The organism is Mesorhizobium sp. SARCC-RB16n (assembly GCF_008520305.1).
Lineage (GTDB): Bacteria > Pseudomonadota > Alphaproteobacteria > Rhizobiales > Rhizobiaceae > Mesorhizobium.
This window is the reverse complement of sequence record NZ_ML703266.1, coordinates 291,339-310,827: the sequence shown is the minus strand read 5'-3', so window position 1 is coordinate 310,827 and position 19,489 is coordinate 291,339. Positions and strand designations below refer to the sequence as shown.

The 19,489-nt window shown below is 62.4% G+C and carries 18 protein-coding genes and 1 pseudogene; 15 read left to right on the top strand and 4 right to left on the bottom strand.

Annotated features, from left to right (window positions below; translation table 11 throughout):
- From C7I87_RS35585 to C7I87_RS14865, 6 genes and pseudogenes are all read left to right on the top strand, one after another.
- Positions 1 to 275: pseudogene (locus C7I87_RS35585) on the top strand (hypothetical protein); the annotation flags it as partial.
- Positions 272 to 907, top strand: coding sequence for an SGNH/GDSL hydrolase family protein (locus C7I87_RS14885; protein WP_149904911.1), 636 nt, complete (start codon positions 272 to 274; stop codon positions 905 to 907). The pseudogene C7I87_RS35585 and the gene C7I87_RS14885, both read left to right, overlap by 4 nt.
- A 222-nt stretch (positions 908 to 1,129) precedes the next feature.
- On the top strand, positions 1,130 to 2,578 hold the full coding sequence (gene lpdA / locus C7I87_RS14880) for a dihydrolipoyl dehydrogenase (protein ID WP_149904910.1): 1,449 nt from the start codon (positions 1,130 to 1,132) through the stop codon (positions 2,576 to 2,578).
- A gap of 99 nt (positions 2,579 to 2,677) precedes the next feature.
- Positions 2,678 to 2,935, top strand: coding sequence for a GlsB/YeaQ/YmgE family stress response membrane protein (locus C7I87_RS14875; RefSeq protein WP_027142753.1), 258 nt, complete (start codon positions 2,678 to 2,680; stop codon positions 2,933 to 2,935).
- A 137-nt stretch (positions 2,936 to 3,072) separates the two neighbouring features.
- Entirely contained in the window at positions 3,073 to 4,038 is a 966-nt protein-coding gene (gene lipA, locus C7I87_RS14870; RefSeq protein WP_149904929.1) for a lipoyl synthase, read from the top strand.
- Between the two features lie 36 nt (positions 4,039 to 4,074).
- A complete protein-coding gene (locus tag C7I87_RS14865) occupies positions 4,075 to 4,533 on the top strand; it encodes a type II toxin-antitoxin system RatA family toxin (protein WP_135928744.1) in 459 nt (152 codons plus the stop codon).
- Here the strand turns inward: C7I87_RS14865 and C7I87_RS14860 are convergent.
- Together C7I87_RS14860 and C7I87_RS14855 are read right to left on the bottom strand one after the other, a co-directional pair.
- On the bottom strand, positions 4,509 to 5,018 hold the full coding sequence (locus C7I87_RS14860) for a CinA family protein (protein ID WP_149904909.1): 510 nt from the start codon (positions 5,016 to 5,018) through the stop codon (positions 4,509 to 4,511). The genes C7I87_RS14865 and C7I87_RS14860 overlap by 25 nt on opposite strands.
- A complete protein-coding gene (locus C7I87_RS14855; RefSeq protein WP_149904908.1) occupies positions 5,015 to 6,244 on the bottom strand; it encodes a bifunctional 2-C-methyl-D-erythritol 4-phosphate cytidylyltransferase/2-C-methyl-D-erythritol 2,4-cyclodiphosphate synthase in 1,230 nt (409 codons plus the stop codon). The genes C7I87_RS14860 and C7I87_RS14855 overlap by 4 nt, the downstream gene beginning before the upstream one ends.
- Positions 6,245 to 6,384: 140 nt before the next feature.
- Between C7I87_RS14855 and dusB the strand changes: the two genes are divergently transcribed.
- The 8 genes from dusB (at position 6,385) to hflX (ending at position 16,517) form a co-directional block, all read left to right on the top strand.
- The gene (gene dusB / locus C7I87_RS14850; protein ID WP_149904907.1) at positions 6,385 to 7,413 is read left to right on the top strand and encodes a tRNA dihydrouridine synthase DusB; all 1,029 of its coding nucleotides are present in this window, start codon (positions 6,385 to 6,387) and stop codon (positions 7,411 to 7,413) included.
- Positions 7,410 to 8,552 (top strand): two-component system sensor histidine kinase NtrB, encoded by a 1,143-nt coding sequence (locus C7I87_RS14845; protein WP_149904906.1) that lies wholly within the window; start codon positions 7,410 to 7,412, stop codon positions 8,550 to 8,552. Before dusB ends, C7I87_RS14845 begins: the two co-directional genes overlap by 4 nt.
- Positions 8,549 to 10,009, top strand: a complete 1,461-nt coding sequence (gene ntrC, locus C7I87_RS14840; RefSeq protein ID WP_027142746.1) for a nitrogen regulation protein NR(I) — start codon at positions 8,549 to 8,551, stop codon at positions 10,007 to 10,009. The genes C7I87_RS14845 and ntrC overlap by 4 nt, the downstream gene beginning before the upstream one ends.
- 129 nt (positions 10,010 to 10,138) lie before the next feature.
- The gene (locus tag C7I87_RS14835) at positions 10,139 to 12,424 is read left to right on the top strand and encodes a sensor histidine kinase NtrY-like (protein ID WP_188393843.1); all 2,286 of its coding nucleotides are present in this window, start codon (positions 10,139 to 10,141) and stop codon (positions 12,422 to 12,424) included.
- Complete coding sequence (locus C7I87_RS14830) at positions 12,414 to 13,775, top strand: nitrogen assimilation response regulator NtrX (RefSeq protein ID WP_140758649.1); 1,362 nt, start codon at positions 12,414 to 12,416, stop codon at positions 13,773 to 13,775. The genes C7I87_RS14835 and C7I87_RS14830 overlap by 11 nt, the downstream gene beginning before the upstream one ends.
- Positions 13,776 to 13,871: 96 nt before the next feature.
- Positions 13,872 to 14,735 carry a D-amino-acid transaminase gene (locus tag C7I87_RS14825; RefSeq protein ID WP_149904905.1) on the top strand — a complete coding sequence of 288 codons (864 nt, stop codon included), beginning with the start codon at positions 13,872 to 13,874 and terminating at the stop codon, positions 14,733 to 14,735.
- 144 nt (positions 14,736 to 14,879) lie between these two features.
- Complete coding sequence (hfq, locus tag C7I87_RS14820) at positions 14,880 to 15,125, top strand: RNA chaperone Hfq (RefSeq protein ID WP_006202172.1); 246 nt, start codon at positions 14,880 to 14,882, stop codon at positions 15,123 to 15,125.
- On the top strand, positions 15,126 to 16,517 hold the full coding sequence (gene hflX, locus C7I87_RS14815) for a GTPase HflX (protein WP_149904904.1): 1,392 nt from the start codon (positions 15,126 to 15,128) through the stop codon (positions 16,515 to 16,517). It begins immediately after the preceding gene.
- 36 nt (positions 16,518 to 16,553) lie between these two features.
- Here hflX and mazG read toward each other — a convergent pair whose 3' ends face one another.
- On the bottom strand, positions 16,554 to 17,378 hold the full coding sequence (gene mazG, locus C7I87_RS14810; RefSeq protein ID WP_149904903.1) for a nucleoside triphosphate pyrophosphohydrolase: 825 nt from the start codon (positions 17,376 to 17,378) through the stop codon (positions 16,554 to 16,556).
- Between the two features lie 89 nt (positions 17,379 to 17,467).
- On the bottom strand, positions 17,468 to 18,652 hold the full coding sequence (locus C7I87_RS14805) for an amino acid aminotransferase (protein ID WP_149904927.1): 1,185 nt from the start codon (positions 18,650 to 18,652) through the stop codon (positions 17,468 to 17,470).
- A 130-nt stretch (positions 18,653 to 18,782) separates the two neighbouring features.
- Between C7I87_RS14805 and C7I87_RS14800 the strand changes: the two genes are divergently transcribed.
- Complete coding sequence (locus C7I87_RS14800) at positions 18,783 to 19,376, top strand: histidine phosphatase family protein (protein ID WP_149904902.1); 594 nt, start codon at positions 18,783 to 18,785, stop codon at positions 19,374 to 19,376.
- Positions 19,377 to 19,489: the final 113 nt, after the last annotated feature.

Here is a 19,489-nt window from a genome sequence, read left to right as displayed (position 1 = left end):
GTCGACGGAGCGCTAGGGGCGGAACTGCTGGTCGCCTTCAAGAAGTTGATCGAAAACCCGATGGGCATGCTGGTCTAGGAAAGGGAAAGGCTGTGCGGACATTATTCACCAGCCTTTTCGCCTTTTCCATTTCCAGCTTTTTCGGCGGCCAGGCCGCGCAAGAACTGGCAGTCACCACAGGAGCCGGGCTTGGTGACGATCATCATCCATTGATTGTTCGTGCGCTGGCGCGTGAAGCGCGGTGTCGTCCACATAAAGGCGGGATGAACGGATGAAGACGGTTCTTTGTTACGGCGACTCGCTGACCTGGGGCTACAATGCCGAAGGTGGGCGTCATGCGCTGCGGGATCGCTGGCCAAGCATGCTGCAGGCTGGCCTCGGCGAAGGCGTTCAGGTCGTCGCCGACGGCCTCAATGGTCGCACCACCGCCTTCGACGATCATCTGGCCGGAGCCGACCGCAACGGTGCGCGGCTGCTGCCGACGGTGCTGACGACGCATGCGCCGATCGACCTGATCGTCATCATGCTAGGCGCCAATGACATGAAGCCATGGATTCATGGCAACCCGGTTGCCGCCAAGCAAGGTATCCAACGGCTGATCGACATCGTGCGCGGCCACGACTATCCGTTCGACTGGCCGGCGCCGCAGATCCTCATCGTTTCGCCGCCTGTTGTAAGCCGCACCGAGAATGCCGATTTCAAGGAAATGTTTGCGGGTGGCGATGACGCCTCGGCGCAGCTCGCAGGGCAGTATTCGGCGCTTGCTGACGAAGCCGGCTGCGGCTTCTTCGATGCTGCCACCGTGGCGCAAACCACACCGCTCGATGGCGTCCACCTCGATGCCGAAAACACGCGAAACATCGGCAAGGCGCTGACGCCAGTCGTGCGTGTGATGTTAGCGACATGATAAGCAATGCACTGCTGATTATTGGCTTTTGGTTGGCCGTGCATTGGCAAGGCAGTCGAGGTCGACGCCTGACAGGCTACACATTTCTGGCACTCTGGGGTTTCGACGCCCTTTCGACCCTGATGCATGAGCCAGCTTTCAGGTCTCCGATGCTGAGTCACGAGCCATGGTCGATACCAAAGCCTTCTTTCGGTGAAGCCTCGCTTCAAAAAGGACCATAAAATGTCTGAATCCTACGACGTCATCATCATCGGCTCCGGTCCCGGCGGCTATGTCGCGGCGGTGCGTTCCGCCCAGCTCGGCTTCAAGACGGCGATCGTCGAGCGCGAGCATCTCGGCGGCATCTGCCTCAACTGGGGCTGCATTCCGACCAAGGCGCTGCTGCGCTCGGCCGAGATCATGCACTATTCGGATCACCTGAAGGATTACGGGCTGAAGCTCGAGGGTGGCAAGATCAGCGCCGATACCGCCGCTGTCGTCGACCGGTCGCGGAAGGTGTCGCTGCGGCTCAACGGCGGCGTTGCCTTCCTGATGAAGAAGAACAAGGTCGACGTCATCTGGGGCGAGGCCAAGCTATCCAAGCCCGGTGAGATCGTGGTGTCCAAGACGGCCAAGAAGCCGATGGAGCCGCAGCCCCCGGTGCCGAAAGGCGTCAAGGGCGAGGGCACCTACACCGCCAAGCACATTATCCTGGCGACCGGCGCCCGGCCGCGCGCGCTGCCTGGCATCGAGCCGGATGGCAAGCTGATCTGGACCTATTTCGAGGCCATGGTGCCCAAGGAGATGCCGAAGTCGCTGCTGGTGATGGGTTCGGGCGCCATCGGCATCGAGTTCGCCTCCTTCTATCGCACTATGGGCGCGGACGTGACGGTCGTCGAACTGCTTCCGGCAGTGATGCCTGTCGAGGACGCCGAAGTCTCGAAGTTCGCGCAAAAGCAGTTCGAGAAGCAAGGCATGAAGATCATCCTCGAGGCCAAGGTGACTAAGGTCGAGAAGGGAGCGAACTCCGTCACCGCGCATGTCGAGATGAAGGACGGCAAGGTCGAGAAAATCACCGCCGATCGCATGATTTCGGCCGTTGGTGTCCAGGGCAATATCGAGAACCTCGGCCTTGAAGCACTCGGCGTGAAGACGGACCGTGGCTGCGTGGTCGTCGATGGTTACGGCAAGACCAACGTACCTGGCATCTACGCCATCGGCGATGTCGCCGGCCCGCCGATGCTTGCCCACAAGGCCGAGCATGAGGGCGTCGTGTGCGTCGAGAAGATCGCGAACTTCCCCGGGGTTCACGCCATCGACAAGCTCAAGATCCCCGGTTGCACCTACTGTAATCCGCAGGTCGCCTCGGTCGGCCTGACGGAAGCGAAAGCCAAGGCCGAGGGCAAGGACATCCGAGTCGGCCGCTTCCAGTTCGCCGCCAACGGCAAGGCTATCGCGCTTGGCGAAGACCAGGGTTTCATCAAGACCATCTTCGACAAGAAGACCGGGCAGCTGCTCGGCGCGCACATGGTCGGCGCCGAAGTCACCGAATTGATCCAGGGCTTTGTCGTGGCGATGAACCTCGAAACGACCGAGGAAGAGTTGATGCACACGATCTTCCCGCATCCGACGCTATCGGAGATGATGAAGGAAAGCGTGCTCGACGCCTATGGTCGCGCCTTGAACGCATGATAGATTCGCCGCGGGAGACTCAGCTTCGAAGGCCGGGAGATCTCGACGGCGAGGCAGTTCGTTTCCGGAGACTTTTTTACTCGCGCAAGGAGAAGGCATATGCACTTGAACGGCGTGGGCTGGATCGCAGCCATCATCATCGGCGGCCTGGCAGGCTGGCTCGCCGAAATGGTCATGAAGAGCAACACCGGCATATTCATGAACATTATCATGGGCATCGTTGGCGCGGTGGTGCTGAACGCCATCCTGCAGGCGCTCAATATCGGCGTGTTCGGAGTCGGCTGGACCGCCTATCTGATCACCGGCTTCATCGGTGCCTGCCTGCTGATCTGGGTCGGTCGCCTGGTGCGCCGCTAGTCAGTATCGTTCCGGCTATGCGAAAACGGTTGTGGCGGCATGCGCCGCTGCAGCCTTTTTCTTTGTGTTGAAAAGTCCTAGATGACGTAAAAGTGACGATCGCCGACGGGCGGTCGCGAGAAAAAGCCAGGGTTCAGATGGTCACTGTCCTCGACACGATCGCCAACACGCCGCGGCTGCGGCATCCCGAGAAAGCGCACAAGCCCGACCAGGAGGTGTTGCGCAAGCCGGATTGGATCCGCGTCAAGGCGCCGGTCTCGAAGGGCTATGCCGAGACGCGTGAGATCGTTAAATCCCACAAGCTGGTGACCGTGTGCGAAGAGGCCGGTTGCCCGAATATCGGTGAGTGTTGGGAAAAGAAGCACGCCACCTTCATGATCATGGGCGAGATCTGCACCCGTGCATGCGCCTTTTGCAATGTCGCCACCGGCATTCCGACAGCGCTCGATCCCGATGAGCCGGCGCGCGTCGCCCATGCCGTCAAGCAGATGGGCCTTACCCATGTCGTCATTACCTCGGTCGATCGCGACGATCTCGCCGATGGTGGCGCCCAGCACTTCGCCGATGTCATCCGGGCGATCCGGGCGGCAACGCCTCTGACGACGATCGAAATCCTGACGCCGGATTTCCTGCGCAAGGACGGCGCGCTGGAGATCGTCGTGGCCGCCAGGCCCGACGTCTTCAACCACAATCTCGAAACCGTGCCGTCGAACTATCTTAAGGTCCGGCCGGGCGCCCGCTATTTCCACTCGATCCGGCTGCTGCAGCGGGTCAAGGAACTCGATCCGTCAATTTTCACCAAGTCCGGCATCATGGTGGGGCTAGGCGAGGAGCGAAACGAAATCCTGCAGTTGATGGATGATCTGCGCTCGGCCAATGTCGACTTCATGACCATCGGCCAATACCTGCAGCCGTCGAAAAAGCACCATCCGGTGATCCGCTTCGTCACGCCCGAGGAATTCAAGTCCTTCGAGACGATCGGCAAGACCAAGGGCTTCCTGCTGGTGGCGTCGAGCCCGCTGACGCGCTCGTCGCATCACGCCGGCGATGATTTCGCCAGGCTGCGCGCGGCGCGCGAAGCGCAGCTTGCGAAATCGCTCTGATGCGTCTTCGACGCGACGCGCTTTAGAGCCGGTTTCATGCCGAAATTCGAAGCCACCCGCCGCGTTGCCCACACGCCGCAGCAAATGTTCGCGCTGGTCGCCGATATCGAGACTTACCCACAATTCCTGCCGCTTTGCGAAGCGCTGACGGTTCGTTCGCGCAAGGAGCGTGACGGACGCACCATCCTCGTTGCCGACATGAGCATCGGCTACAAGGCGATCCGTGAAACCTTCACGACGCAGGTGCTGCTGAAGCCCGACGAGAATGCCATCGATGTGAAATACATCGATGGCCCGTTCAAATATCTGAGCAATGTCTGGCGCTTCGAGCCAGACGGCGCCGGCTGTGCCGTGCGCTTCTTCATCGACTACGAATTCAAGAGCCGCATCCTGGGCGCGCTGATGGGCACGATGTTCGACCGTGCCTTCCGCATGTTCGCCGAGGCTTTTGAAAAGCGCGCCGACGTCATCTACGGCAAGACACCGGCGGCCTGACTCTCGCCAAGCGTGTGCAAGCCGAGCTTGAGTGCATGGTTGACCGTTTCCCGGCGGATGAAGTCACGGCCATTGTCGGCAAACAGCTTGTGTTCTGCCATCACGGCCTTGCCTTCCAGGCCGACCCCGAACCAGACCAGGCCGACCGGCTTTTCCGCAGAACCGCCGCCAGGCCCGGCAATGCCGGTGACCGCGAGAGTCAGCCCAGCGCGCGAACGGGCAAGCGCGCCCTTTGCCATTTCGATGGCTGTCTCGCGGGAAACCGCGCCATGCGCGTCGAGCGTGGCGGCCCGGACGTCGAGCATGTCCATCTTGGCTTCATTGGAATAGGTGATGAAGCCGCGATCGACCACGGTGGAAGAACCGGCAATGTCGGTCAGCGCGGCGATGATCATGCCGCCGGTGCAGCTTTCCGCCGTCGCCAGCATGATGCCGCGGTCGCGGCAGGCTTCAAGCAGGGCGATCGCCAGGTCGCGGTTGGTCATTCCGGAACCTCGCCGGGAAACACCACACTGGCGGTGGCGATCGCCGCGATGCCTTCCTCGCGGCCGACGAAGCCGAGCTTCTCGTTGGTTGTCGCCTTGACGGAGATGCGGTCGGCGGAAATGCCCAGCATCTGCGAAAGGACTGAGGTCATCGCCTCACGGTGCGGGCCGACGCGCGGTGCTTCGCAGATCAGCGTGATGTCGGCGTTGGCGATGCGTCCACCGCGCTCGCGCACCAGCCTTGCCGCATGTTCGACGAAAATCCGCGAGGCGGCGCCTTTCCACTGCGGGTCGGACGGCGGAAAGTGCGTGCCGATGTCGCCGGCCCCGCAGGTCGCGAGCAATGCGTCGGTTAGGGCGTGCAGCCCGACATCGGCGTCTGAATGGCCCGACAATTTCCTGTCATGCGGAATGGCGACGCCGCAGAGCGTGACGTGGTCGCCGGGCTCGAAGGCATGGACGTCATAGCCATTGCCGGTGCGGGTGTCGGGGAAGTGTGCCCGCTCGCTGGAAAGCCGCTGGTGCGCCATGGTGATGTCCCGTGCCCAGGTGAGTTTAATATTGTCCGGCGAGCCGGGAACGAGCTTTACCGGCATTTGCATCCATTCGGCGATCGACGCGTCGTCGGTAAAGTCGGTTTTGCCGCTGTTATAGGCTTCTTCATGCATCGTCATGATCGCGAGGAAGGGAAATCCCTGCGGCGTCTGCGCCGCATGAAGCCCGCTTCTGGGGACTGTTTCGCCAACCATGCCCGTGGCCGATTCGCGTTTCAGCGTGTCGGCAACGGGCAGGGCGGGAAGCGCACCTTCGCGCTCGCCGATAGCCGCGATGGTGCGGTCGATCAGATCCACGTCGACAAAGGGGCGCGCGGCGTCGTGGATGAGGACTTTGTCCGGCGCGTAGATCTTTAGCGCCTGCAGCCCGAGGCGGACCGAATCCTGCCGGGTTGCGCCTCCGGCGATTGCCGTTACCCGATCGGCGTCGGCGCCGACCGCTTGCCGGAAAAGTTCGCGATCCTCGGCATGAATGGCCACGACGATCCGGCCTATGAGCGGGTGCGCCAGAAAAATATCGATGACACGAGCGATGACGGCGCGACCGCCAATTCGTTGATATTGCTTCGGGCCATCGGCCTGTCCGGCGCGCGCGCCGCGACCGGCCGCGACGATAACCACCGCGACTTTGCCACCCGGATCCGAAGCCTGATTTTCAGTTGCGCCAGTCATGCAGTCTGGTCCTAGTCGCGGCTAAGGCCGAAGGCCAGCATTTTCCCAATTGCGCCTTAATGTGGCGTCATTCCGCGTTGCACATTTCTCGCGATCTGGCTAGAGAATGTGCAACGAATGGACATGCTTGGTTTTTGTGCATGGTTAACTTGATCAGATTGGCCGCGCCTCTCGACGTCGGCGGCGTGAGAATTCGCAACCGGGTCTTCCTCGCGCCGATGTCTGGGATTACGGACGAGGCGTTCAGACAGCGCGCCCATGCCCATGGCGCCGGCCTGGTCGTGTCCGAAATGGTAGCCAGCGGCGAACTCGCCAAGGGCAGGGCCGGGTGCGACCTGCGCATACGTCATTCCGGCCTGCCCGTCCATATGGTGCAGCTTGCCGGCCGCGAGGCGATGCATATGGCCGAAGGCGCACGGATCGCTGCCGGCGAGGGCGCCGACATCATCGACATCAACATGGGCTGTCCGGCCAAGAAGGTCACCGGGGGCTATGCCGGCTCGGCATTGATGCTGGACCTCGACCACGCGCTCGCGCTGATCGAGGCCGTGGTCGGCGCGGTCAAGGTGCCGGTGACGGTCAAGATGCGGCTGGGTTGGGACGAGGCGGCACTTAACGCTCCCGTCCTGGCGCGCCGTGCCGAGCAGGCGGGCGTCAGGATGGTCACCGTCCATGGTCGCACACGCTGCCAGTTCTACCAGGGCAAGGCGGACTGGCGCGCCATCGCACGCGTCAAGGAAGCCGTTTCCATCCCTGTTGTCGCCAATGGCGATGTCTGCTCCCCAGCCGAAGCCTCGGTCATTCTCGAACAGTCCGGCGCCGACGCAGTGATGATCGGCCGCGCCCACTATGGCGCGCCGTGGGTCGCTGGCAGCATTGCCACGGCCGCCGCCGGGACATTTTCGTCCGGCATTCCCGAGACGCCGCAAGCGGTCGCCGACTATGTCGCGGCCCATTACGAGGACATGCTGGCGCTTTACGGCATCGAGAGCGGCCTGCGTCAGGCGCGCAAGCATCTGGGCTGGTATCTCGATCGACATGCCGGGGTCGTCGCTGGTGAGAGTAGAAAAGCGATAATGACCGCGTTCGAACCGGCTCGCGTCATTGCCTTGCTGCGTGATGTGTTTTCGCGCGATCCGCAAACCATGAACCTGCGGAGCGCCGCATGACCGCCACCGCTGGCCAAGGCACTGAAATGGCGGATGCCGCCCAGATCGTACTGAACACGATCCGTCGCCCGGTGATCATGATCACCGAGGAAGGCTTCATCACCTTCGCCAACGCCGATGCCGAGGATTTCTTTCGCTCCAGCGCGACCATGCTGGCGCGCAACACCCTGTCCAAGCTCATACCCTTCGGCAGCCCGTTGCTGACGCTGGTCGACCAGGTCCGCGAGCGCCGCGCGCCCGTCAACGAGTATCGGGTCGATGTCTCGTCACCGCGCCTCGGCATCGAGAAGGTCGTCGATCTCTACGTCGCGCCAGTGCCGGAATTTCCGGGCTCCGTCGTGGTCATGTTCCAGGAGCGGTCGATGGCCGACAAGATCGACCGGCAGATGACGCATCGGGGTGCCGCGCGCTCGGTGACCGGCCTGGCGGCAATGCTGGCGCATGAGATCAAGAATCCGCTTTCCGGCATCAGGGGGGCGGCCCAACTGCTCGAACTCTCCGCATCCGATGAGGATCGCGCGCTGACGCGGCTGATCACCGACGAGACGGACCGCATCGTGTCGCTGGTCGATCGTATGGAGGTGTTTTCCGACGAGCGGCCGATCGATCGCTACCCCGTCAATATCCATGTCGTGCTCGATCACGTGAAAGCAATTGCAAAGAACGGTTTTGCAAAAAAAATCAAGATATTGGAGGATTATGATCCATCATTGCCTCCGGTATTCGCCAATCGCGACCAGCTGATCCAGGTGTTCCTCAACCTGGTCAAGAACGCCGCCGAGGCGATCGGTAGCGATCCCCAGGGCGAGATCGTGCTGTCCACCGCCTTCCGGCCCGGCATCCGCGTTTCGGTCCCGGGCACGCAGGATCGCGTATCGCTGCCGCTGGAGTTCTGCGTGCGCGACAATGGTTCGGGCGTTTCGGAAGATATCCTGCCGATCCTGTTCGATCCCTTCATCACCACCAAGCCGAACGGCTCGGGTCTCGGGCTGGCGCTGGTGGCCAAGATCGTCGGTGAACATGGCGGCATCATCGAATGCGATTCGACGCCACGCGCGACAACGTTCCGGGTCCTGATGCCGGCCTGGAAGGAAACGGCGCTGGGCGCCGATCAAGACGGCGTAGGAGACCGCAAATGACTGTTCGCGGCAATATTCTCGTCGCCGACGACGACGCGGCGATCCGCACCGTGCTCAATCAGGCCCTGTCGCGTGTCGGTCACGAGGTGCGCGTCACCTCCAACGCCTCGACCTTGTGGCGTTGGGTGGCGGCCGGCGAGGGGGACCTCGTGATCACCGACGTCGTGATGCCGGACGAGAACGCTTTCGACATGCTGCCGCGCATCAAGAAGGCGCGGCCGGAACTGCCTGTCATCGTCATGAGCGCTCAGAACACCTTCATGACGGCGATCCGCGCTTCCGAAACGGGCGCCTACGAATATCTGCCGAAGCCCTTCGACCTGACCGAACTCCTCAACATCGTCAACCGCGCGCTGTCCGAGCCCAGGCGCCCGAAGATCGATGCCCGGCAGGAAGAGCAGCCGGAGACGATGCCGCTGGTCGGCCGGTCGGCGGCCATGCAGGACATCTACCGCATGCTGGCGCGCATGATGCAGACCGACCTGACGGTCATGATCTCGGGCGAATCAGGCACCGGCAAGGAACTGGTGGCGCGCGCGCTGCATGAATACGGACGCCGTCGGGGCGGTCCTTTCGTTGCCATCAACATGGCGGCGATCCCGCGCGATCTCATCGAATCGGAATTGTTTGGCCACGAGAAGGGCGCCTTCACCGGCGCGCAGAACCGCTCGACCGGCCGCTTCGAGCAGGCAGAGGGCGGCACGCTGTTCCTGGACGAGATCGGCGACATGCCGATGGAGGCGCAGACGCGCCTGCTGCGTGTCCTGCAGCAGGGCGAGTACACGACGGTCGGCGGCCGCACGCCGATCAAGACCGATGTACGCATCGTCGCTGCCACCAACAAGGACCTGCGCACGCTGATCAACCAAGGCCTCTTCCGCGAAGATCTTTTCTACCGTCTCAACGTTGTGCCGCTCAGGTTACCGGCGCTGCGCGAGCGCTCCGAAGACGTACCCGATCTGGTGCGCCACTTCTTCAAGCTTGGCGAGATGGAGGGGCTGCAGACCAAGCGTATCTCTTCCGGCGGCATCGAACTGATGAAGCGCTATCCATGGCCAGGCAATGTGCGCGAGCTGGAAAATCTCGTCCGCAGGCTCGCCGCGCTCTATTCGCAAGATGAGATTTCGGCCGAGATCATCGAGGCGGAGCTCAAGACAGGCGAGCGCCCGGTGGTGCCGGGCGCCGGCAACCTCATTCCCGACGATCTTTCCATCGGCCAGGCGGTGGAGCACTTCCTGCAGCGCTATTTCGCCTCCTTTGCAGGCGAATTGCCGCCCGCCGGTCTCTATGAGCGCATTCTGTCCGAAGTCGAATATCCGTTGGTCCTGGCTTCGATGACGGCAACACGCGGCAACCAGATCAAGGCCGCGGAGCTTTTGGGCCTCAACCGCAACACCTTGCGCAAGAAGATTCGCGAATTGGGCGTCAACGTCTACAAGTCATCCCGCCAGACCTGAGCCCGGGCCAAGCCCACGATCTTTTCAGGGGACCGACGGGAGAAAGAGTCCCGTCATTGTCACACTTGTTGCATAATCGCCACAATGCGTTGCATAGATCGGACGCAATCACTGGCTCTAGACGGCGACATGGCTTCGCGGACACCTGTACTCAACCAACGGCTCTTCAGCGAACCTGGCGCGCGCGACGGACGCCGCCTGCTGGCCCTGACAGGGGTGGTGGCGGTCGTCGGTGCGCTGGTCATGGCGGCTATCTCGTTCGCCATCCTGGTCGGTGCGACGCCGATCGCGCCTGACGCCAAGGCCACCTGGTCGCTGATCGCACTGAACGCCGCCTTCGTGCTCTTCCTGATTGCGCTGATCGGCCGCGAGGTGCACCGCATCCTCATGGCGCGTCGGCATGGCAAGGCGGCTTCTCGGCTGCATGTGCGCATCGTTGCCATGTTCGCGCTGGTTGCCGCCATTCCCGCCATCATGGTGGCGATCATCGCCTCGATCACGCTCGATATCGGCCTTGATCGCTGGTTCGAGATTCGCACCAAGACGATCGTCAATTCGTCACTGTCGATTGCCGATGCCTATGTCCAGGAAAACGCCCGCAACCTGCAGGGCACGACGCTGTCGATGGCCTATGATCTGGATGCGTCGCGAACGCTCTACGGCCTCGATCGCACCGGCTTTCTCGACCTCATGAACAAGGAAGCCGTGGGCCGCTCGCTGGCGCATGCGGCGCTGATCAAGCCCGACGGCTCTTTCGTCATGAGCGCAAAGACCGATGCGGATTTCGCCATGCCGGAACCGCCGGAAGGAGCGGTTGCCACTGCCACGGACGGCAAGCCGGTGCTGATCGAGCCGCGCACGCGCAACATCATGGGCGCCATCGTCAAGTTGCGTGAGATCGAGGGCCTCTATCTCTACACCATCCGTCTTGTCGACCCCGAGGTGATCAAGGCGCGGCAGATCGTCAGGTCCAACACCGACGAGTATCGCAATCTTGAGGACAACAGGCGCACCTCGCAAGTGGCATTTGCGCTGCCCTATCTCTCGCTGACCCTGATCATCATTCTGTCGGCAATATGGACCGGCATCGCCGTCGCCGACCGGCTGGTGCGGCCAATCCGTCAGCTGATCGGCGCTGCCGATGAAGTCGCGACCGGCAATCTCGATGTCGCGGTGCCGGTGCGGCCGTCCGATGGCGATGTCGCCTCGCTCGGCGATACATTCAACAAGATGCTGCTGGAGCTCAAATCACAGCGCAACGAGATCCTGTCGGCGAAGGACCTGATCGACGAGAGGCGGCGTTTTTCGGAAGCCGTGCTTGCCGGTGTTACCGCCGGCGTCATCGGCGTCGACCCTTACGGCATCATCACCATCGTCAACCGGTCTGCCGAATCGATGCTGGCCATTTCCGCCAGCGCGGCACTCGGGCAAAACCTTTCCGCGATCCTGCCGCATGTCGGCCGTGTCTTCGAGATCGGACGCAAGTCCGGCAAGCCGGTCTACCGCGAGCAGGTGACCTTCTATCGCGCCGGCGCCGAGCGGACCTTCAATGTGCAGGTCACCATCGAGGCCGGCGATGACGGCTCGGAGGAAAAATCCTATGTCGTGACGGTGGATGACATCACCGATCTGGTTCAGGCCCAGCGTTCGTCCGCTTGGGCCGACGTGGCGCGGCGCATCGCCCACGAGATCAAGAATCCACTGACGCCGATCCAGCTTTCCGCCGAGCGTATCAAGCGCCGTTATGGCAAGGTCATCACCGAAGACCGCGAAGTTTTCGACCAGTGCACCGACACCATCATCCGGCAGGTGGAGGACATTGGCCGCATGGTCGACGAGTTCTCGGCTTTCGCGCGCATGCCAAAGCCCGAGATGAAGGCCATCGACCTGCGCGAATCACTGCGCGAGGCTTCCTTCCTGGTCGAAGTCAGCCGCGCCGACATCACCTTCGAGCGGATATTCGGCAACGAACCACTCAAGGGCACTTTCGACAGCCGGTTGATGGCCCAGGCCTTCGGCAATGTGATCAAGAATGCGGCCGAAGCGATCGACGGACTGGAACAGAAGGACGGTTCGCACGGCATAATCCGGATTCAAGCAGGGCGCCAGAATGGCGCGATTCGCATCGATGTCATCGACAATGGCAAAGGCCTGCCGCGCGAGAATCGCCAACGGTTGCTGGAGCCCTATATGACCACACGTGAAAAGGGCACCGGGCTTGGTCTCGCTATCGTCAAGAAGATCGTGGAGGACCATGGCGGCAGGCTGGAACTCCATGACGCGCCTGCGGATTTCCACGGCGGGCGCGGGGCGATGATCAGCATCATTCTGCCGCCTGCGGCCGCCGCGCTGCCGCGCGGCGAAAGCAGGGCGGACCACGAAAGAGAAACTGAAAAGGTCGGTAATGGCGTCTGATATTCTCATCGTCGATGACGAGGAAGACATCCGCGAACTCGTCGCAGGCATCCTGAGTGACGAGGGTCACGAAACCCGCACGGCATTCGATGCCGACAGCGCACTGGCGGCCATCGCCGATCGAGCGCCGAGGCTGATCTTCCTGGACATCTGGCTGCAAGGCTCGCGCCTGGACGGGTTGGCGCTGCTGGACGAGATCAAGACCATGCATCCGAACCTGCCCGTGGTGATGATCTCAGGCCACGGCAACATCGAAACCGCGGTTTCCGCCATCCGTCGCGGCGCATATGATTTCATCGAGAAGCCGTTCAAGGCCGACAGGCTGATCCTCATTGCCGAGCGTGCGCTCGAGACCTCGAAATTGCGCCGCGAGGTTTCCGACCTCAAGCTGCGCAGCGGCGAGACCTTCGACCTGATAGGCATGTCGTCGGCGATGAGCCAGTTGCGCCAGACCATCGAGCGCGTCGCGCCGACCAACAGCCGCGTGATGATCGTTGGTCCCTCCGGTTCGGGCAAGGAACTGGCCGCGCGCGCCATCCATACGCTGTCGGCCCGCAAGGGCGCGCCTTTCGTGACGCTGAGCGCCGCCAACATCACGCCCGAACGCATGGAGATCGAGCTGTTCGGAACCGAATCGAACGGGGTCGAACGCAAGGTGGGAGCGCTGGAGGAAGCCCATCGCGGCATTCTCTACATCGACGAAGTGGCCGACATGCCACGCGAGACGCAGAACAAGATTCTGCGCGTGCTGGTCGAACAGCAGTTCGAGCGAGTGGGCGGCACAAAACGGGTCAAGGTCGATGTCCGCATCATTTCCTCGACCTCGCAGAACTTGGAGGCGATGATCGCCGACGGGCGTTTCCGCGAGGATCTTTACCACCGTCTCGCCGTGGTTCCGGTCATGGTGCCGGGGCTGGCCGAGCGGCGCGAGGACATTCCCTACCTCGTTGACAATTTCATGAAGCAGATCGCCCGCCAGGCCGGCATCAAGCCGCGCCGTATCGGCGACGATGCGCTGGCCGTGCTGCAGGCGCACAACTGGCCGGGCAACGTGCGCCAGTTGCGCAACAATGTTGAGCGGCTGATGATCCTGGCGCGCGGCGAGGATGTCGACGCGCCGATCACCGCTGATCTGCTGCCGTCCGAAATCGGCGATGTCATGCCGCGCACGCCCAATCAGTCGGACCAGCACATCATGGCGCTGCCCCTGCGCGAGGCGCGCGAACAGTTCGAAAAGGACTATCTGATCGCCCAGATCAACCGGTTCGGCGGCAACATCTCGAAGACGGCAGAGTTCATCGGCATGGAGCGCTCCGCCTTGCATCGCAAGCTGAAGTCCCTGGGCGTCTGACGCGGCGTGCATCAGCCGCGCCTGGGCCAAGCATTTGCCGGTTACGGCGGCGGCGGAATCGCATAAGAAAGCCCGAGAATTTTCCAGGGGTCGCCAATGCCGCGCATTGCCTATGTCAACGGGCGCTACGTCGCTCATGCTGATGCTTCCGTGCATATCGAGGATCGCGGCTACCAGTTCGCCGACGGCGTCTACGAGGTCTGCGAGGTGGCGCACGGCTTCATCGTCGACATGTCGCGTCACCTTGCCCGGCTGAACCGCTCGCTAGCCGAACTGTCGATCGCCTGGCCGGTGACACGCAACGTGTTGCCGCTGATCCTGCGCGAGGTGGTCAATCGCAATCATGTCGTCGACGGCCTGGTCTATGTCCAGGTGACGCGCGGTGTCGCCAGCCGCGATTTCGTTTTTCCGTCGGCGGACACGAAGCCGGCTTTGGTGGTGACGGCCAGGAAGGCCGATCCTGCCGCCGGCACGAAACGGGCCGAGACGGGTATCGCGGTCATCACCGTGCCGGAGAACCGCTGGGACCGCGTCGACATCAAGACCGTCGGGTTGCTGCCCAATGTATTGGCCAAGCAAAAGGCCAAGGAAGCCGGCGCGCAGGAGGCCTGGTTCGTGGATGCCGACGGCAACGTCAAGGAAGGCGGATCGTCGAATGCCTGGATCGTTACCAGGGATGGCGTTCTGGTCACACGGCCAGCCGAACATGGCATTCTGCGCGGCATCACGCGCACCACAATGTTCGAAGTCGCGGCGAAGCTAGGCCTGAAGATCGAGGAGCGTGGATTTTCCGTCGCCGAGGCCAAGGCGGCTCGCGAAGCATTCATCAGTTCGGCGACGACTATTGCCATGCCAATCGTGGCCATCGACGGTGATCCCATAGCCAATGGACACCCCGGCTCAATAACACTTTCGTTGCGGCAGGCCTTTTTTGACATTGCGGAAAAAAGTCCAGCCTGATAACCGCACAGGTGGAATGAACATCAATATATCTCGTTCTGCTTGTCGTTACTGACGGCAAGAGGGTGTTTGCGCGCTTGACATGTGCCCGTTAATTTGGCGCATTGGCTGCAAACCGAAGGGGATCGGCGAAAGACAAAAACAATGGCGGAACGATCGCAAAACCTTCAGGACCTGTTCCTGAATTCAGTTCGCAAGAGCAAGAACCCGCTCACCATCTTCCTTATCAACGGCGTGAAGCTGACCGGCGTGGTCACTTCCTTCGACAATTTCTGCGTCCTGTTGCGCCGCGACGGCCACTCCCAGCTCGTCTACAAGCACGCCATTTCCACGATCATGCCGAGCCAGCCGGTTCAGATGTTCGATGGCGAGGAAAGCCAGGGCGCCTGATTGGCACGTGAGAGAGACGCGGACGGCACGGTTCGCGGAAAATCAGCGCATCATCCCGGGACGGAAGCCGAAGCCCCTACCCGGGCAGTGGTCATTGTGCCCGTGCTTACCCGCCAACCGCGTAATGACGATGACACGAGCCGTCCCCGGCTGACGCGCTCGGCCGAGGCGCGTCACGACGAAGCAGTCGGCCTTGCCCGGGCCATCGACCTTGATCTGATCCATACGGCGGTCGTGACCGTCAACGACCCGCGTCCGGCAACATTGCTGGGCAGCGGCAAGGTCGAGGAGTTTGCCGGGATCGTCAAGGAAGGTCACGCGGAAGTGGTCATCGTCGACCATCCGCTGACGCCGGTGCAGCAGCGCAATCTCGAGAAGGAATTCAACGCCAAGGTGCTGGATCGCACGGGGCTGATCCTGGAGATTTTCGGCGAGCGGGCACGCACCAAGGAAGGCACGCTGCAGGTCGAGCTTGCCCATCTCAACTACCAGAAGGGCCGCCTGGTGCGCAGCTGGACCCATCTGGAGCGTCAGCGTGGCGGTGCCGGCTTCCTCGGCGGCCCCGGTGAAACGCAGATCGAATCCGACCGGCGGCAGTTGCAGGAAAAGATCATAAAGCTGAAGCATGAGCTGGAAACCGTGCGCCGCACCCGCGACCTGCATCGCGCCAAGCGCAAGAAGGTGCCGTTTCCAGTGGTGGCGATCGTCGGCTATACCAACGCTGGCAAGTCGACGCTGTTCAACAAGCTGACCGGGGCAGGGGTGCTGGCGCAGGACATGCTGTTTGCCACGCTTGACCCGACATTGCGCCGCGTACGCCTGCCGCATGGCACGCCGATCATTCTTTCCGACACGGTGGGCTTCATTTCGGACCTGCCGACGCATCTGATCGCAGCGTTCCGCGCGACCTTGGAAGAGGTGGTCGAGGCCGATCTCGTCATCCATCTGCGTGACATTTCCGATCCCGATACGGCGGCGCAGGCCGAAGATGTCGAACGCATCCTCGCCGATCTCGGCGTCGACGCCAGCGACACCAAGCGCGTGATCGAAGTCTGGAACAAGATCGACCTGCTGGATGAAGGCAACAAGCAACGGCTGCTCGCCGACAGTGCCGGCGGCAGCAAAGAGCCGCCAATCGCAGTGTCGGCGGTATCGGGCGAGGGCATCGATGCGCTGAAAGCGATCATCGAAACGCGGATGGCCGGCGAGCTGCAAGACCTGACGGTGACGATCGAGCCGGCCCGGTTTGGCCTGCTCGACTGGCTCTACCGCAATGGCGATGTCGTTTCGCGAACCGACAATGACGACGGCAGCGCCACCATCTCGCTCCAGGCCACGCAAAGCGCTCGTGAAGAGATTGAAAACCGATTACGCCGAAAAAACAACGGGTAACGCGCAGCAATTCCAGGAAAAGTGTATAGCGGTTCTCTACTTCGCGGTTTTTGCTTCCTGCCAGAGCGCTTCCATTTTCTCCAGGGTAGCCTCCTCCAGCGAGCCGCCTGATTTTTCCAGGGCCTGCTCGACATAGTGGAAGCGTGAGCGGAATTTCTCGTTGGTGCCGCTAAGCGCTGCTTCCGAATCGAGCTTCAAATGACGGCCGAGATTGACGACGGCAAACAGTATGTCGCCGAACTCGTCCTTGATGTCAGCCGTTTCGCCCTTGGCCAGGGCCTCGCGCAGCTCTCCGATCTCTTCCTCGATCTTGTCCAGGATGGGAGCAGCCTCACTCCAGTCGAAGCCGACACGGGCGGCCTTTTCCTGAAGTTTCAAGGCTCGCGTCAAGGCAGGCAAGGCGACCGGAACACTGTCCAGGAACCCCTTGCCATTGTCCTCCGGATCTAGGCCGCGGGCGAGGCGGGCTTGCCGCTTCTCGGCCTTCTCCTGCGCCTTGATCTTCTCCCACATGCCCTTGGCCATGCCGGCGCTACGAGCCTTCTCGTCGCCAAAGACATGCGGATGGCGGCGGATCATCTTGGTGGTGATGGCCTGGACCACATCGCCAAAGGCGAACTCGCCAGCCTCCTGCGCCATCTGGGTATGGTAGACGACCTGCAGCAGGAGGTCGCCAAGCTCGTCGCGCAGGTCGTCGAGATCGCCGCGCGCGATGGCGTCCGCCACCTCATAGGCCTCCTCAATCGTATAGGGGGCGATGGTGGAGAAATTCTGCTCGATGTCCCATGGGCAGCCGGTCTTCGGCGCCCGCAACGCCGCCATGATCTCGATCAGGCGTGAAATGTCTTTCGATGGCGTCATGCGGCGGATGCTATCGCGCGAACCGCCGCGCGGCCAACGCTGTCAGCCGGCGAGGGGACCTTGTCCACAGTTGCACCTAATCCGATTCCTTAGTCCAGCACGGAAACGATCGCCTGCCCGAGGTCGTCCATGCCGTCCTCGGGCAGGCCGGCCACGTTGACGCGGCTGTCCCCGACCATGTAGATGGCGTGCTCGGCGCGCAGCCGTTCGACCTGCGCTTCCGTCAGGCCAAGCCTGGAAAACATGCCACGATGGCTGGCAACGAAGTCGAAACGGTCGGAATTGGATTGCCGGCGCAGCGCCTCGGCGAACGCGACCCTAAGCCTCAGCATACGCAGGCGCATCTCTTCAAGCTCGGCTTCCCAGTCGGCACGCAGCGCGGCGTCTTCCAGCACGATGCGCACCGCGGCCGCGCCATGGTCCGGCGGCATCGAATACATGGCGCGCGCCGCCGACAGCATCTGGCTCAACGCGACGTCGGCCTGCGCGCTGTCCCTGGCCAGGACCATCGCCGCGCCGACACGGTCGCGGTAGACGGCGAAATTCTTCGAGCAGCTCGATGCGACAACCATTTCCGGGACTTTCGCGGCCAGCAGCCGCAAGCCGAGGGCGTCGGCCTCGAGGCCGTCGCCAAAGCCCTGATAGGCGATGTCGACAAATGGCAGCAAGCCACGGTCGACGATCAGATCGGTGACGGCCTCCCACTGAGCCGCGTCCAGATTGGCGCCGGTCGGATTGTGGCAGCAGCCATGCAGCAGCACCACGTCGCCGCTGTTGGCCGTCCGCAATGCCGCAAGCATGTCGTCGAAACGAACCGCACCCGAGGCCGCATCGAAATAGGGGTATTCTCGGATCTGCAGGCCTGCAGCACGCATCACCGGCATATGGTTCGGCCAGGTCGGGTCGGAGACCCAGACCGTCGCATCCGACCGTGTGCGCTTGAGCAGTTCGGCGATCAGCCGCAACGCGCCGGAGCCGCCAGGCGCCTGTGCCGCACGGATGCGTGCCATGTCGGCGCCCGGACCAAAGGCGAGCTTGGCCATGACGGTGTTGAACCCGGTATCACCGGCAAGGCCGAGATAGGTCTTGGTATCCTGTCCCTCCAGCAGCCGCTTCTCCGCCTCGCGCACGGCGCGCATGACCGGCGTCTTGCCGTCGCGATCCTTGTAGACCCCGACGCCGAGGTCGACCTTGCCAGGGCGTGGATCGGCGCGATAGAGGCCGATCAGCGCAAGAATCTTGTCGGCGGGAGCTGGCTGCAGGTCTTCGAACATCATTATGGTTCCGTTGGCGCGGCGGAGTGATACGCAAATTGGCCACGTTTCACCAGCGGTTTCGGTGCGCCGACATGAAAGGCGGCACCTGTTGGTGCTGCTTCCACCTAGTTCAGAGAAAGCATGCTCCATGCTCGTCCGTCTGACCATGATCTGCGCCGGCGCCACGGCGGCCACCCGGAAAGGATCGTTTCCTTGGGATGAAGCGCTGGAGCCACGATCGCTGACATTGGCAAAGGCGATGCGCGGGACGCTGCGTCGTGCCGACCGTGTGTGGACAGCGCCGGCGCTTCGCGCCCGTCAGACCGCTGAGGCGCTGGCGCTGAAAGCATCTGTCGATCCGATGCTGGCGGACCAGAATTACGGACGATGGGCAGGCAAGAGCCTTGACGATGTGCAGGCGCAACAGCCGGATGAGATCGCCGCCTGGCTCACGGATCCGAATGCGGCCCCGCATGGCGGTGAATCGTTGGCCGACGTTGCCCGACGGGCCGCTGGATTGATGGACCGATTGATCGCCGAACCTGGCCATACGATCGCCGTGACGCACGCCGGCGTCATCCGCACCGCGATCCTGCACGTTCTCAGTGCGCCGCTTGCCGCCAGTTGGAAGATCGACGTCGAGCCACTGAGCATCACCGATTTTCGCAGCGACGGCCGCCGGTGGATGCTGCGCGCCTGCGGAGTAATTGCTCCCAAGCCGGCAAAACCACTTTCGATCTGAGGGCGCTTACGGAAGCCGGGCAAGGCGAGGGCGAGCCACCGACGATATCCTCCAGCGAAGAAAATTGGCACCGCCGGGATTAAAATCCCCACATGCTCCGTAAACAGGGCATG

Excerpts from the sequence above, each read along its gene's own strand:
- C7I87_RS14885 (WP_149904911.1), top strand. The coding sequence starts at position 272 with ATGAAGACGGTTCTTTGTTACGGCGACTCGCTGACCTGGGGCTACAAT.
- lpdA (WP_149904910.1), top strand. The coding sequence starts at position 1,130 with ATGTCTGAATCCTACGACGTCATCATCATCGGCTCCGGTCCCGGCGGC.
- C7I87_RS14875 (WP_027142753.1), top strand. The coding sequence starts at position 2,678 with ATGCACTTGAACGGCGTGGGCTGGATCGCAGCCATCATCATCGGCGGC.
- lipA (WP_149904929.1), top strand. The coding sequence starts at position 3,073 with ATGGTCACTGTCCTCGACACGATCGCCAACACGCCGCGGCTGCGGCAT.
- C7I87_RS14865 (WP_135928744.1), top strand. The coding sequence starts at position 4,075 with ATGCCGAAATTCGAAGCCACCCGCCGCGTTGCCCACACGCCGCAGCAA.
- C7I87_RS14860 (WP_149904909.1), bottom strand. The coding sequence starts at position 5,018 with ATGACCAACCGCGACCTGGCGATCGCCCTGCTTGAAGCCTGCCGCGAC.
- C7I87_RS14855 (WP_149904908.1), bottom strand. The coding sequence starts at position 6,244 with ATGACTGGCGCAACTGAAAATCAGGCTTCGGATCCGGGTGGCAAAGTC.
- dusB (WP_149904907.1), top strand. The coding sequence starts at position 6,385 with ATGGTTAACTTGATCAGATTGGCCGCGCCTCTCGACGTCGGCGGCGTG.
- C7I87_RS14845 (WP_149904906.1), top strand. The coding sequence starts at position 7,410 with ATGACCGCCACCGCTGGCCAAGGCACTGAAATGGCGGATGCCGCCCAG.
- ntrC (WP_027142746.1), top strand. The coding sequence starts at position 8,549 with ATGACTGTTCGCGGCAATATTCTCGTCGCCGACGACGACGCGGCGATC.
- C7I87_RS14835 (WP_188393843.1), top strand. The coding sequence starts at position 10,139 with ATGGCTTCGCGGACACCTGTACTCAACCAACGGCTCTTCAGCGAACCT.
- C7I87_RS14830 (WP_140758649.1), top strand. The coding sequence starts at position 12,414 with ATGGCGTCTGATATTCTCATCGTCGATGACGAGGAAGACATCCGCGAA.
- C7I87_RS14825 (WP_149904905.1), top strand. The coding sequence starts at position 13,872 with ATGCCGCGCATTGCCTATGTCAACGGGCGCTACGTCGCTCATGCTGAT.
- hfq (WP_006202172.1), top strand. The coding sequence starts at position 14,880 with ATGGCGGAACGATCGCAAAACCTTCAGGACCTGTTCCTGAATTCAGTT.
- mazG (WP_149904903.1), bottom strand. The coding sequence starts at position 17,378 with ATGACGCCATCGAAAGACATTTCACGCCTGATCGAGATCATGGCGGCG.
- C7I87_RS14805 (WP_149904927.1), bottom strand. The coding sequence starts at position 18,652 with ATGTTCGAAGACCTGCAGCCAGCTCCCGCCGACAAGATTCTTGCGCTG.
- C7I87_RS14800 (WP_149904902.1), top strand. The coding sequence starts at position 18,783 with ATGCTCGTCCGTCTGACCATGATCTGCGCCGGCGCCACGGCGGCCACC.